This is a genomic window from uncultured Martelella sp. (assembly GCF_963677965.2).
GTDB classification, from domain to species: domain Bacteria; phylum Pseudomonadota; class Alphaproteobacteria; order Rhizobiales; family Rhizobiaceae; genus Martelella; species Martelella mangrovi.
Window position 1 is genome coordinate 1,604,576 of sequence record NZ_CAXXFM010000001.1, and the last position, 12,385, is coordinate 1,616,960.

Sequence of the window (12,385 nt, forward strand, 5' to 3'; positions counted from 1 at the left end):
TTCCGGCAGAAGGCGTTCTTGCCTTCCATCAGATAAAACAAGCGAGCGCGCTAAAAGCGAACTTTTTTACTCAAGTTTTTTCTAAAAAAATCCAACCTCTCCGGATTGTCAGAAAACGATAACAATCCAAGGAGTTATGTGCCTAACGCGTGCATCCACGGCCGCAGCGATTGCCTGCATCGCCTCTTCCGGATCATCGGTCGGGAAGCTGCCGGAGACCAGACGATCACCAATTCCGCCCCGCATCATGATCTTGACCGGCAGATAGCGTTCAAGCGTCGCCATCACATGGTCAACCGGCTGACGGTCGAAGGAAATCTGGCCAGTCATCCACCCAAGTTCGAGGCCAAGGTCAACGGTGCTGACCGCACCGGGCCTGCCGTCATCCAGCGATACTTTTTCAGACGGCGTCAGCGAACGCGTCTGACCCGCATTGCCGGACACATCGACGGAACCGTTTTCGACAACCACGGAAATATGGTCGCCGATCCTGTCGACATCGAAAGCCGTGCCCGTCACCGTCACACGCCCTTTGCCCGCATCGACAACAAACGGCGTGGGAAGGCCGTGCTTCACCCGAAAAAACGCTTCACCACGCAAGATCTCGACGTCACGCCGCTCGCCTTCGGCAAAATTGTTTACAAGCGCGGCATCCGGCCCGAGAATGACCGAAGACCCATCGGGAAGCGAAAAGCTGCGTGTTTCGCCATAGGCGGTCTTCATATCCGCGCGCCAGTTCTGGACGAATGCCGGATCAATCATCCAGACCGCAACAGCGATGGCGAAAACAAACGAGGCAGCCAGCGCCCAGGGCGTGAAGGCGGGTCCGGCTCGCACGCGCGTTTCGGGCCGACAGTCATTGGCGGCGGAAATATTCAGCGCCGGCGTGCGCAACATTGCCCACAGCCTGTTCGCCTCTTCATAGGCCTTGCGATTACGGGGACTCTGGCGCAGCCAGTTCTGAAACGAGGCCTCGGTTTCCGGTCCCGTTTCCCCGTCCCTCAACGCCAGCCATTCATAGGCGGCCTTCCTGTCAGCACCGGTCAGGATAATGGATTGCATCGCTGCGTCTTCCTGTTCTTGCTTCCCGTCGTCCCTGTTCATGTGCCGACAGTTTCTCCCGTTCTGGCGCTTTATCAACGGCGTGTGAGCCTCAGGGCAGAAAATAGTCTTCAACTGCGGAGCGGCAATGCTCCATCGCCCGCACCAGATGCTTTTCAACGGCACGCACGGAAATGCCAAGGTCGGCGGCAATCACGGCATTGCTTTCACCGTGGACACGCCGCCGTATGAAAATATGCCGCGTTCTTTCCGGCAATGCACCAAGGGCTTCTTCAAGCGCCGTCATCGCCTGCGCGCTTTCCATTGCGTCCTGTGAGGACGGTTGCTGCCTGAACATCTGCTCCAGCGTCAGGCCGGACAGAATATTCGACCGGCGCATGCTGCCAGTCAAATAGTTCGAACTTTCATTCCGGACGGCGGTAAACAAGATCTTCGTATTTTCCTCTTCGCTCTCGCGGCCACCGCTTGCGAGCAACTTTGTAAAAGCGGTTTGCACGATATCGGCTGCCACCTCGCGATCGCGCACGCGCCGGAATGCAATCTGTTCGACATGCCCCTTGTGCATGGCAAACAGCCGCGCCAGTTGCTGTTTCCAAGAAGTCATAAGAAACGAATGTCCCTTGCAACCCGTAGCAGACGTCAGGCCAGGTCTGAGATGCCGTATACTCATGTCACCCGTCATCCGAGCGGACGGTCAGCCGCCCGACGGAAGAGAGCACCATGAAAGTTGATTGTTTAAATCATGTTTTTTTCTAGCGTCAAGTTTATGAATTTTCCGTTTAGCGGGTTGCCGGAAAACATTTTGCGTTCGGCCAAACCGTTGAGACAGCCGGTCGAAATTCAAACGGTGGTGCTTTCAGGGATCCGTCTTGCGTTCTCTGTGCCGAAGATCGCTCAAAATCAGCCGGCGATACGCGACCTGGCTCCGCATCTCACTCGGCCGAGGAAGTGAGCGTTTTTCCGGTATCCAGAAACGCATTCAGCCGGTCGATGTGAGGCCCCAACTCGAAGCCGTTGTCCTTCAGCCAGTCGGGATTGTAATAGGTATCGGTGTAGCGCGCGCCGCTGTCGCAGATCAGCGTGACAAGCGATCCCTCGCGCCCCTCGCGCAGCATCTGCGCGGCAATCCGGCAAAGGCCGAAGAAATTCGTGCCGGTCGAGCCGCCGACCCGCCGGAAAATCCTGTCAGACAGAACATGCATCGCCGCAAGCGAGGCCACATCCGGCACCCGGATCATATGATCGATAACCGTCGGCATGAAGGACGGTTCAACGCGCGGACGTCCGATCCCCTCGATCCGCGAACCGGCCGTGCAGGTCATCGCCGGATCGCCTTTGACATAGCTGTCGTAAAAGACCGAATTCTCGACGTCGACAACACAGAGCCGCGTCGACAGGTTGCGGTAGCGGATATAGCGGCCGATCGTCGCCGACGTTCCCCCCGTTCCCGCGCTCATCACCACCCATTCCGGCTCCGGCTGCGGCTCGTTTTCCATCTGCGCGAAAATACTTTCGGCGATATTGTTATTGCCGCGCCAGTCCGTCGCCCGCTCCGCATAGGTAAACTGGTCGAGATAATGGCCGCCGGTTTCCGCCGCGATCTGCTGGGCGGCCTGATAGACCTCCGCCGACCTTTCGACGAAATGGCACCGTCCACCGAAGCGCTCGATCGCCTCGATCTTCTGCGCCGATGTCGAGCGCGGCATGACGGCAATGAACGGCAGATGCAGTATCCGGGCGAAATAGGCCTCCGACACCGCCGTCGATCCGGAGGAGGCTTCAACCAGCGTCGTGCCCTCGCGGATATAGCCGTTGCAGATGCCATAGAGCACAAGCGAACGCGCCAGCCGATGTTTTAGGCTGCCGGTCGGATGGGTGCTCTCATCCTTGAGATAGACCGAGATATTGCCCAGCCCCGGAAACACCGGCTTGATCAGATGGGTATCGGCCGAGCGGCGCGCGTCGCCCTGCAAAAGGCCGATGGCGCGCCGCGCCCATTCACGCCCGGCGCATTCCGGCAGGGCAAGCGGCAGATCATCACCTGAAAAAACATCCGTTTCCATGACGTCAGATCTCGATCACCGCTTCGACTTCCACCATTGCGCCCTTGGGCAGCGCCGAAACCTCGTAGCAGGCCCGGGCCGGAAAAGGATCGGCGAAGGCCTTGCCGTATTCAGCATTGATGTCGGCAAAACCGGAAAGATCGGTGACAAGAATGGTGGTCTTGACGGTTCTGGAAAGCTCGGTTCCCGCACCTTCTGCAATCGCGGCGATGTTTTTCAGGCACTGGCGCATTTGCTCGACGGCCCCGCCGGGTACGATTTCCCCGGTTTCAGGATCGAGCGGAAGCTGGCCGGAAACGAACAGAAGATTGCCCGAACGCATCGCCTGGCTGTAAGGGCCGATGGCGGCCGGAGCGGTTTCGGTAGAGATGGCCTTCATTGCTGCTTTTCCTTTTCTCCGGGATCGGAATGACCGAGCGGGTGCATCAGCCGGTTTGCCCAGCCGAAAATCGCGATGGCATGGATCAGGTCGATAATTTCGAACGTATCCACGCCCTCGGCTTTCAGCCGTTCGATATGGTTCCGGTCTGCCTTCGGCGGTGTTGCCGTCAGTGCTTCGGCAAAATCCACGATTGCCGCATCGCGCGGCGAAAGCCGGTCGCGCTCCTGCGTCCACAGCGCCGCAATCGTCGCCGACGAACCGGTAAGCCGGATATGCTGGCGGGCATGGACATTGGCGCAGTAGCGGCAGCCATTGACCAGCGAGGCGGCAAGGGCGCCAAGCTCGCGGTCCGGGCGCGGCAGGCCGCCATCAGCATACATGATCGCGTTGAACAGCGTGGTGCGCGCCACATAGCTTTCCGGGTCATGCGCCAGCGTGCGCACATAGGGTGAAACCTTCTTGGCCGAGGGCGTCACCTTCATCGCCTCAAGCTGTTCCGGCGTTGCCTCGCTGACCTCTACCGGCGGCAGATGCGGGTGCCAGGTCAGCGGCTTGATACGGATATTGCCGGGCGCGCTCATGCACAGGCCTCCAGAAGCGCCAGTCCGTGGGCAACCCGAATCTGAAAACAGACGAAGGCCAGCAGTTCGGACAGGGCAATCACCTGCGGCACGGAAAGCCCCGCATCCAGAAGCCTGTCGAGACTTTCACGGCTGCTTGCCCCGGGATCGGTGGCAATCATGTCGGTATGCACCGCGATGGCCGCAAGCCTTGCATCTTCCGGCATATCGCCAGATGCCAGGGTGCGGTGATCATCGCTTTCCGGCATCGGATATTCGGCAAGAAGCCGGTCATTGCCCCCCGTCAGCGCCACACGGCGGCCGATGGCAAGACGGAGATCATGTGAAAGACCGAGATCATTGTCGGGCGCGAGCACCGCCTTGCGGCAATCCTCCGCGCCATTGAGGAATTCCGGCCTTTGCGCGCGCAGGGCAAAGACGGCGCCGTCTTCGGCAAGCGCGCCGGCGCGGTCGAGTGTATCGGGGCGTTCGTGTGATGTCGTCATTGCGGTCCCATGATCAGATCGGGGAGCCAGAGCGTGATCTCCGGCACGGTGGCAAGCAGGATCAGCACGATGATCGGCGGGATCATCAGCGGCAGGATCGCAATCGCCAGTTTCTCGAACCGCACCCCCGAAACCGCCGACATCAGATAAAGCCCGACGCCCAGTGGTGGCGTCGCGATCCCCAGAAGCAGCGCCAGCGTGATCACCATGCCGAACTGCACCCGGTCGATGCCAAACGCATCGGCGGCCGGCAGAAGAAGCGGCAGAAGGATGATCTTGGCCGGCGTCGCTTCCATGAAGCAGCCGATCACCACCAGCAGCACGATGGTGAACATCATGAACACCCAGGGCTGGCTGATCGTGTCCAGAATGCCGGATGCGAAGGACTGCGGCACCTGTTCGAAGGCAAACAGCCAGCCCATGATCTGCGAAACGCCGATGATCATCATGATCAGGGCCGACAGGATGGCGCTTTCGACCAGTGCATCCCAGATGCCCTTCCAGCGGATCGAGCGATAAAACAGACCGATCAGCAGGGAATAGCCGCAGGCAATCACACCGGCTTCAGTGGCTGTCGCAAAACCGAACACGATTGCGCCGAGAATGATGGCGGGTGCGATCAGCGCCGGCACGCCCTCGATTGTCGCACGGCCGAGATCGCGCATGGTCGCGCGCTTTTCGCGCGGCATCGGCGTCCAGGTCGCAACGACGCGGATATAGACGATAAAGGACAGCGCCACGAGAATGCCGGGCACGATACCGGCGAGAAACAGCCGGGCGACCGACTGATTGGCAAGCCAGGCATAGACAATCAGGCTGATTGAAGGCGGCACGATCGGCCCGACCAGCGAGGTCGCAACCGTCAGGGCTGCGGAAAACTCGGGCGAATACCCCCGTTTGCGCATCGCCTTGACTTCAAGCTGGCCGAGGCCGGCGATATCGGCGGTAGCGGCACCGGAAACGCCGGCAAACAACAGCGATGCAATAACGTTCACATAAGCCAGGCCGGCGCGGAAGTGGCCGACCAGCGCCAGACAGAAATTGAAGATACGATCCGTCAGCCCGATCGTGTTCATCAGATTGCCGGCCAGCACGAAAAACGGAATGGCCATCAGGGCCGGCTTGCCGGCGCCGTCCAGGATCTGCTGGGGGATGACAAGGCTCATATCGCCAAATCCGGCCCAGTAGAGACCGATGATCGAGCTCGCCCCGATGGCAATCGTGACGGGCACGCCGAGCAGCATCAGAAGTATGAATCCGCCGACAACGATCAGTCCGAGTATCATTCGACAGCTCCGTGTTCGACGGGCTCGCTGTCATGCGGAAAGGGCTCGACCCGGCCGGTGGCGATCTCGATGAAAAAGATAAGGAAATGCACGAAGATCAGCGCTGCGGAAATGAACAGCGGCAGGGAACGGCTCCAAATCGGCAGCCCCGTGCCTTCCATGGGCGCGCGCTGCAGGGCGAGCAGTTCGGGTGCTGCCCGCAGAATTGCCACCATCACCGCCATGCCGACAAGACAGGAGAACATGCCCATGATCCGCCGCGGCACCGTGCTCAGGCGCGACATGAAGATATCGACCACCACATCGCGGCGTCCGCGGATATAGGCAAAGAAACCGAACAGCAGCATCCACATGAACAGAAGCAGCGTCCACGAGAACACCCAGCCGAACGCCTGATCGAAAACCGCGCGCCAGATCACGTTGAACAGATTGAGCGTGACCATGACCGCAAGACAAAGCGTCGCCAGCCCCTTGAAGAGGCTGGCGAGCAGATCAAGTGCCCGGTTGAGCGCACCCATCGGGGCTTACTCTTGCCGTGCGGCCTGCACCGCCTGCATCAGGCCTTCCGGCAGTTCACCGGCATCGGCGCGCTGCTGATAGAAGGTCGCCATTTTCTCCACCAGCGGCGCGGTGTCGAAATCGAAATTCACGGTAACCCCTTCCTTCGATTTCAGATCCTGTTCAAGCGTGGCCGAAGCGTCGTCGAGCAATTGCCGGCCATAGGCGGCGGCTTCGCTGTGTGCACGCAGCATGGCGTCCTGCTGGTCCGGCGTCAACGCATTCCAGGCATCGGCATTCATCATCCAGGCCACAGCCTGCGGATATTCGTTGGTGCGGATGATATACGGCGCCACTTCATAAAAGCGCATGGATTCGATCAGTTCGGCAGGGGATGTCACCGCATCGACAATGCCGCGGTTGATGCCGTCATAGACCTCGCCCCACGGCAGAACCCGAACCTCGGCGCCGAGATGGGTCCAGGCGTCGATCACGAGCTGGTCCTGATACTGCCGCAATTTCAGCCCTTCGATATCGTCGGCGGTTTCAACCGGCGTCTTGGACAGAAGCGTGCGGAAGGAGCCGCGCGGCGTATCGGGAATATTGCCAAGAACGGTAATATCAGCTTCTTCCTCGACACTGGCGAGCCAGGACTGGAACAGATCGCCGTTCACGAAGTTCGACCAGTGCTGGTAATCGTCGAACAGGAACGGCGCTGCGGCATAGCGGATACCGTCTTCCCAGCGCGACAGGAAGGACAGGCCGGAGGGCGCAAGCTGCACAATGCCCTGGCTGAGCTGTTCCACGACGGAATCCATCGAGCCGATCTGCTCGTTGGGATAGATGCGCACCGTGATTTCGCCATCGGTGTATTCATCCACCAGATCCGCGAACTTCTGGTAGGTCTGCCCCTCGAAACTGTCGGGGGTCATCATCGAGCTGAGCCGCCACACCTCTGCGGCGCCAGCGGACTGGGACATGAACACGGCCGAAGCGGCAATTGTGACGCTCCCCACGAAACGGGCAATAACAGACATGCGGGAACTCCTCTGTGGCTCTTCTTGGGTATCGGTCACGCCAGACATTGCTTCATCTGCGGACCGGCCTGCTTTCTGGTCTTGTCAATATTCATAATTTGGATAATGATTAGCAAATTATGTCAATAGAGAATGGTAAGATTTTCGATGTCAAGGCGCTTGAGGCCTTTCAGGCGGCCATGGCCTATGGCTCGATGACCGGCGCGGCTAAACAGCTGGGCATTGGTCAGCCGGCTGTCACGCGTCTGGTGAAAGACCTCGAAAAGATCGTCGGCTTTGCCCTTTTCCACCGGAACGGGCCCCGCATTTCGCCGACGGATCGCGGCTTGCGCTTTTATGATGAGGTCCAGCGCCTCATGTCCGGCCTGCATCAGATCGGCGATCGGGCCGCCGCCATCCGTGATCAGCGGCTTCCGGCCATCGATATCGCGGCCACGCCGACAATGGCCGGCGGTCTGCTCGGCCCGGCGCTGGCACGGATGAAGGACAGCCTGCCCGGCATCGTCAATATTCAGAGCATGACCGCCGAACACGTGGCCCGAAACTTGACCGGGCGCACCGCCGATTTCGGCGTTTCCGCGCTGCCGCTCGAACATGCCGCGCTGGAAGCGCTGGTGGTTTGCCGCTCCCGCCTTGTCGCAGCAGTTGAAGCCGGCGGACCGTTCGACACGGATACGCCGGTTACACTGGCAGAGATTGCCGCAACCCGGCTTCTGACGGTCGGCAACACGTATCGCATCCGCCGGAAAATCAACCGCGTCTTCAGCGAGGCCGGACTTTCGCCGGAAGCCGAACTCGCGACGAATTCATCGCTCAATGCCCTGATGGCGGCGCGCTCCGGTCTGGGGATTGCGATCATCGATCCGGTCACCGCTTTCGGAATTCCCGTCGAAGGCACCGCGATCCGGCAGATCGATCACGAGATGCCTTATACATGGGGGCTGTTCAGCGCGGCAGGGCGCACGCTTCCCGGTGACATCACCCCCTTCATCGACAGTTTCCGCACGGCCTGCACGACCATTATCCCCGATTGCGTGTTTCACGATCCCGCCGACATCCGGCAGCTCGACCACGCCAGTATCTAGACAAGGACGCAACTATGTCCCAATCCTCCGGGCCTCATGCTTCCGGCCTCGCCGCCCTCGAAACCGAACTTCAGCGGCAGAAGACACTTTTGAACCTGCCGCCGAAAGCATGGATGCCGGAAACGACCGGACCAGACGGCGCCGCCGTGCTCGACGTGGCCATTATCGGCGCGGGACTGTGCGGGCTTGTCGCCAATCTGGCGCTGCAGATGGAAGGCATTTTCAATATCCGCCTGTTCGACCGGGCTGAAAAAGGGCGTGAAGGGCCGTGGATCACCTATGCCCGCATGGAAACGCTGCGCACCGTCAAGGAAGCGGCGGGACCGGCCATGGGTATACCGGCGCTGACCTTCCGCGCCTGGTTCGAGGCGCAATGGGGTGACGATGCCTGGGACGCGATGGATCTTGCCCCGCGCACCATGTGGATGGACTACATGAACTGGTTCCGGGCGATGACCGGGGCCGATGTCGTGAATGACTGCGCCGTGACCGGGATCGAGCCGGAAGGCGCGCTCCTGCGTCTGGAAACCTCTAACGGTGCGGTTTTCGCCCGCCGCGTGGTCATCGCCACCGGTCTTGATGCCATGGGCGCGCCGCGCCTGCCCGCAATCGCCCGCCACCTGCCGCGCGACAAGGTCTGCCACTCTGCCGATACCTTTGACACCGCGACCCTGAAGGGCAAGCGGGTCGTCGTTGTCGGCGCCGGCGCTTCTGCCATGGACAATGCAGCAACGGCGCTCGAGGCGGGGTGCGCGCGTCTCGACCTTCTGGTGCGCCGCCCGGCCATTCCGGTCATCGACAAGTTTACCGGAACCGGCTCGCGCGGCATGACGTCCGGCTATGTCGGCCTGCCGGATACCATCAAGTGGGAACTGATGAACGAGGGCGACCGTTTTCCCGTTCCGCCGCCGAAACATTCCGTCGAACGGGTTGCCCGCCACGAAAACGCCTTCCTGCATGTCGGCGCTCCTGTCACCGGCCTGGAGGAAACGGAAAACGGCATTCGCGTGGTGACGCCGGCCGGCACACTCGAAGCCGATATCGCCATTTTCGCCACCGGTTTCGGCATCGATCTGGCGCAGCGGCCTGAGCTTTCCTCCTTTGCCGCGCATATCCGCACCTGGGGCGATGTGATGGGCGCTGAAAAGGCCGCCGCCAATCCCGGTCTTGCCGCCCACCCCTATCTGGATTTCGATTTTGCCTTCACCGAAAACGAAAAGGGCGCCTGCCCTTCCCTTTCGAAAGTGACCTGTTTCGCCTACCCGTCCGTGCCCAGCCACGGCAAGGTGACCTCCGGCATTCCGGCCTCCAGCGAGGGCGCGCGCCGGCTTGCCTCCGGCCTGGTCCGCTCGCTTTTCGCCGAGGATGGCGAACTTCACCTCGCCCGTTTCCGCAATTACGATGTGCCTGACATGACCGGCGAGGAATGGCGTCCTTCCGATCTCTCCGTCACCGCCTGAACCAATGGGATGTCTTCCATGACCGATACCGACCTTCATACCCGATCACTCGTCATCGACGCATTGCAATGCTCCGACTTCAACCGTGAAATCCTGCTGGAGGCGCAAAAGGGCGGGGTGACGGCAATCAGCGCCTCGTCGGTTCTCTGGGAAAACTTCGTTGGCGGCATGGAATATGTCATCATGTGGAAGAAGAAGCTGGAGGAGAACGCCGACATCGCCATGCCGGTGAAAACGCCTGACGACATCCGCCGGGCAAAGGCTGAAGGCAAGGTCGGCATTATTTTCGGCTGGCAGAACACCTCTCCGGTGGAAGACCGGCTCGACTATTTCGGGATTTTCAAGGATCTCGGCGTCAACATCATGCAGTTGACCTACAATACCCAGAATTTCTTCGGCGCCGGCTATCTCGAGGCAAAGGACAGCGGGCTGACCGGGTTCGGTCGCGAGGCCGTCGACGAGATGCGCCGCTGCGGCATCATGATCGACCTTTCCCATGTCGGCGTCCAGACGGCGCTCGATACGATCGACTACGCGAAACAGCCCGTTGCCATTACCCATTGCCTGCCGCGCGGCCTGAAGGATGTGCCGCGCAACAAGCCGGACGACGTTTTCCGGGCATGCGCCGAAAAGGGCGGCGTGATCGGCACGTCGCTGTTTGCGCCCGGCCTTGCAAAGGGCAATGACGCCACCGTTGCCGATGTCATCGACGCCATGGAATATACGCTCGGTCTGGTCGGCGAAGATCATGTCGCCATCGGTACGGATTTCAACCACAACCGGGCCCGTCCCGGCCCGTGGCTTCTCTGGGCCAACAAGGACAAGGGAACCGGCCGCACGCTGACAGAATTCGGCTCGGCAAAGATCACCAAGCCGGAAGGCATCCGCCGCAACGACGAATTCCCCAATCTTACTGCGGAAATGCAGCGACGCGGCTGGAGCGAGGCACGGATCGAAAAAATCCTCGGCGGCAACTGGATGCGTCTTTTCGGTGAAACCTGGGGTTAAACGGCCATGAACAGCCCCGTCCGGCGTGCTGTCGTTCTTCAGCTTTTCCATGAGGCCAGCGCCATTTCGCCGCTCCAGGTGCGTCGGGCGGAATTCCTCGAACGCCACCATTTGCGCGGCCGCGCCGTGGCCGATGCCTTTCGCGACACCCGCAACTGGATGGGCGGCGTTCTGACGGCACTCGATTTGGCCGATATGCCATATGAGATCGGGCTTTGCACGGCGGCCCTGCCGGGCGGCCCCATCGCTGCTGACGACTTTGCCATGCTTGAGGCGGAGTTGCTGGAAAGCCTCGACGTGCTTCTTGCCGAAGGCCCCGTCAGCCACGTCTTCCTGCTGCTGCATGGCGCGCTACTGGCCGAGGGGCGCGACGATCCGGAAGGCGATATCGCCCGCGCCGTGCGCAAAAGGGTCGGCAGCGCGGCCCGTATCGCCGTGCCGCTCGATTTCCACGCCAATCCCGGACCGGGCCTGATCGAGGCTGCCGATATCGTGCTGGGCGGCAAGCTCTATCCGCATACGGATACGCGCGAGCGCGGCGAACGGTTGGTGGAACTGGCGCTCTCCGGCAAAAGCTGGAAGACGGTGCACATCCCGATGGGCCTTCAGGTGCCGATGCCCCGGCAGGAAACCGTCGATGGCCCCTTCAGCGCACTGGCGGCGCTGACGGATCGACTGGAAGGCGGCGATATCGGCGACGTCACGCTGCTTGGCGGCTTCCCGTTCTCGATGGCGCCATTCCGGGGAACAAGTCTTCTGGTGACCACGACAGACAAGACGAAAGCGGTGCCCGTGGCAGACAAGGTGCGTGCTGCCATCGACGAACGGCGCACGGCCCTTCTGGCGCCCGTTCCCGGCATTGACGACGCGCTGCCCGCAATCCGTGACGGCCTGTCACGCGGCCGCGTCGTCATCGCCGATATCGGCGACAATCCGGGCGGCGGCGGACTTGGCGACGTCACCGCTCTTCTGCCCGCCCTCGTTTCGCTGAAAAGACCGTTCGCCTTCGGTTTTCTGGTCGCGCCCGAACTGGTGACCGCAGCACGGCAGGCCGGAACTGGCAGCACGATTGGGATCGCCGTTCCGGACGGCACGATTACGGCCGGTGTCGAGGCGCTGGCCGATATCCGTTACCGCAATACCGGCGCGATGATGCAAGGCGAGATGCTTTATGGCGGGCCCGGCGCGGTGCTGTCCATCGGTCCCTCGCGCATTCTCGTTTCCAGCCTCCGCATTCAGGCCTACGACGTCAACGCGTTCATCTCACAGGGGATCGATCTGGAAAAGATGGACCTCATCGCGGTGAAGTCCATCGGCCATTTCCGCGCTTCCTACACGCCGCTGGCCACCGGCGCTCTGGTGCTGGTCGACAGCGGCGGCTACTCATCACCAAGGCGCATCGACGCCGCCCATGGCGCTCCATGAGCCGCACGCCGGG

Annotated in this window: 13 protein-coding genes; 4 read left to right on the forward strand and 9 right to left on the reverse strand. The window is 61.1% G+C overall.

Features of this window, described 5'->3' with window-relative positions; genetic code table 11:
* Nucleotides 1-108 precede the first annotated feature (108 nt).
* From ACHZCU_RS07565 to ACHZCU_RS07605, 9 genes are all read right to left on the reverse strand, one after another.
* Nucleotides 109-1,062 (reverse strand): FecR domain-containing protein, encoded by a 954-nt coding sequence (locus ACHZCU_RS07565; RefSeq protein ID WP_319518285.1) that lies wholly within the window; start codon nt 1,060-1,062, stop codon nt 109-111.
* Between the two features lie 91 nt (nt 1,063-1,153).
* Nucleotides 1,154-1,744: a sigma-70 family RNA polymerase sigma factor gene (locus tag ACHZCU_RS07570; RefSeq protein WP_319518286.1), complete on the reverse strand. Its 591-nt coding sequence runs from the start codon at nt 1,742-1,744 to the stop codon at nt 1,154-1,156.
* Between the two features lie 250 nt (nt 1,745-1,994).
* Entirely contained in the window at nt 1,995-3,125 is a 1,131-nt protein-coding gene (locus tag ACHZCU_RS07575; RefSeq protein WP_319518287.1) for a PLP-dependent cysteine synthase family protein, read from the reverse strand.
* A gap of 4 nt (nt 3,126-3,129) precedes the next feature.
* Entirely contained in the window at nt 3,130-3,504 is a 375-nt protein-coding gene (locus tag ACHZCU_RS07580; RefSeq protein WP_319518288.1) for a RidA family protein, read from the reverse strand.
* On the reverse strand, nt 3,501-4,088 hold the full coding sequence (locus tag ACHZCU_RS07585; protein ID WP_319518289.1) for a peroxidase-related enzyme: 588 nt from the start codon (nt 4,086-4,088) through the stop codon (nt 3,501-3,503). Before ACHZCU_RS07585 ends, ACHZCU_RS07580 begins: the two co-directional genes overlap by 4 nt.
* Complete coding sequence (locus ACHZCU_RS07590; RefSeq protein WP_319518290.1) at nt 4,085-4,573, reverse strand: hypothetical protein; 489 nt, start codon at nt 4,571-4,573, stop codon at nt 4,085-4,087. Before ACHZCU_RS07590 ends, ACHZCU_RS07585 begins: the two co-directional genes overlap by 4 nt.
* Nucleotides 4,570-5,859, reverse strand: a complete 1,290-nt coding sequence (locus ACHZCU_RS07595) for a TRAP transporter large permease (RefSeq protein WP_106306877.1) — start codon at nt 5,857-5,859, stop codon at nt 4,570-4,572. The genes ACHZCU_RS07590 and ACHZCU_RS07595 overlap by 4 nt, the downstream gene beginning before the upstream one ends.
* Nucleotides 5,856-6,377 carry a TRAP transporter small permease subunit gene (locus tag ACHZCU_RS07600; protein WP_319518291.1) on the reverse strand — a complete coding sequence of 174 codons (522 nt, stop codon included), beginning with the start codon at nt 6,375-6,377 and terminating at the stop codon, nt 5,856-5,858. The genes ACHZCU_RS07595 and ACHZCU_RS07600 overlap by 4 nt, the downstream gene beginning before the upstream one ends.
* A 6-nt stretch (nt 6,378-6,383) precedes the next feature.
* On the reverse strand, nt 6,384-7,394 hold the full coding sequence (locus tag ACHZCU_RS07605) for a TRAP transporter substrate-binding protein (protein ID WP_319518292.1): 1,011 nt from the start codon (nt 7,392-7,394) through the stop codon (nt 6,384-6,386).
* A 119-nt stretch (nt 7,395-7,513) separates the two neighbouring features.
* Here ACHZCU_RS07605 and ACHZCU_RS07610 point away from each other — a divergent pair, with 119 nt between their 5' ends.
* The 4 genes from ACHZCU_RS07610 to ACHZCU_RS07625 are packed head-to-tail and all read left to right on the forward strand — an operon-like array spanning nt 7,514 to nt 12,372.
* Nucleotides 7,514-8,479, forward strand: coding sequence for a LysR family transcriptional regulator (locus ACHZCU_RS07610; RefSeq protein ID WP_106306870.1), 966 nt, complete (start codon nt 7,514-7,516; stop codon nt 8,477-8,479).
* A 14-nt stretch (nt 8,480-8,493) separates the two neighbouring features.
* Nucleotides 8,494-9,939: an NAD(P)/FAD-dependent oxidoreductase gene (locus ACHZCU_RS07615; RefSeq protein WP_319518293.1), complete on the forward strand. Its 1,446-nt coding sequence runs from the start codon at nt 8,494-8,496 to the stop codon at nt 9,937-9,939.
* A gap of 18 nt (nt 9,940-9,957) precedes the next feature.
* A complete protein-coding gene (locus ACHZCU_RS07620; protein WP_319518294.1) occupies nt 9,958-10,947 on the forward strand; it encodes a membrane dipeptidase in 990 nt (329 codons plus the stop codon).
* Between the two features lie 6 nt (nt 10,948-10,953).
* Nucleotides 10,954-12,372 (forward strand): M81 family metallopeptidase, encoded by a 1,419-nt coding sequence (locus tag ACHZCU_RS07625; protein ID WP_319518295.1) that lies wholly within the window; start codon nt 10,954-10,956, stop codon nt 12,370-12,372.
* The last annotated feature ends 13 nt before the right edge of the window (nt 12,373-12,385 follow it).

Coding starts and splice junctions, on each gene's coding strand:
- ACHZCU_RS07600 (WP_319518291.1), bottom strand. CDS start 6,377: ATGGGTGCGCTCAACCGGGCACTTGATCTGCTCGCCAGCCTCTTCAAG.
- ACHZCU_RS07595 (WP_106306877.1), bottom strand. CDS start 5,859: ATGATACTCGGACTGATCGTTGTCGGCGGATTCATACTTCTGATGCTG.
- ACHZCU_RS07565 (WP_319518285.1), bottom strand. CDS start 1,062: ATGCAATCCATTATCCTGACCGGTGCTGACAGGAAGGCCGCCTATGAA.
- ACHZCU_RS07575 (WP_319518287.1), bottom strand. CDS start 3,125: ATGGAAACGGATGTTTTTTCAGGTGATGATCTGCCGCTTGCCCTGCCG.
- ACHZCU_RS07615 (WP_319518293.1), top strand. CDS start 8,494: ATGTCCCAATCCTCCGGGCCTCATGCTTCCGGCCTCGCCGCCCTCGAA.
- ACHZCU_RS07590 (WP_319518290.1), bottom strand. CDS start 4,573: ATGACGACATCACACGAACGCCCCGATACACTCGACCGCGCCGGCGCG.
- ACHZCU_RS07570 (WP_319518286.1), bottom strand. CDS start 1,744: ATGACGGGTGACATGAGTATACGGCATCTCAGACCTGGCCTGACGTCT.
- ACHZCU_RS07620 (WP_319518294.1), top strand. CDS start 9,958: ATGACCGATACCGACCTTCATACCCGATCACTCGTCATCGACGCATTG.
- ACHZCU_RS07580 (WP_319518288.1), bottom strand. CDS start 3,504: ATGAAGGCCATCTCTACCGAAACCGCTCCGGCCGCCATCGGCCCTTAC.
- ACHZCU_RS07610 (WP_106306870.1), top strand. CDS start 7,514: ATGTCAATAGAGAATGGTAAGATTTTCGATGTCAAGGCGCTTGAGGCC.
- ACHZCU_RS07585 (WP_319518289.1), bottom strand. CDS start 4,088: ATGAGCGCGCCCGGCAATATCCGTATCAAGCCGCTGACCTGGCACCCG.
- ACHZCU_RS07625 (WP_319518295.1), top strand. CDS start 10,954: ATGAACAGCCCCGTCCGGCGTGCTGTCGTTCTTCAGCTTTTCCATGAG.
- ACHZCU_RS07605 (WP_319518292.1), bottom strand. CDS start 7,394: ATGTCTGTTATTGCCCGTTTCGTGGGGAGCGTCACAATTGCCGCTTCG.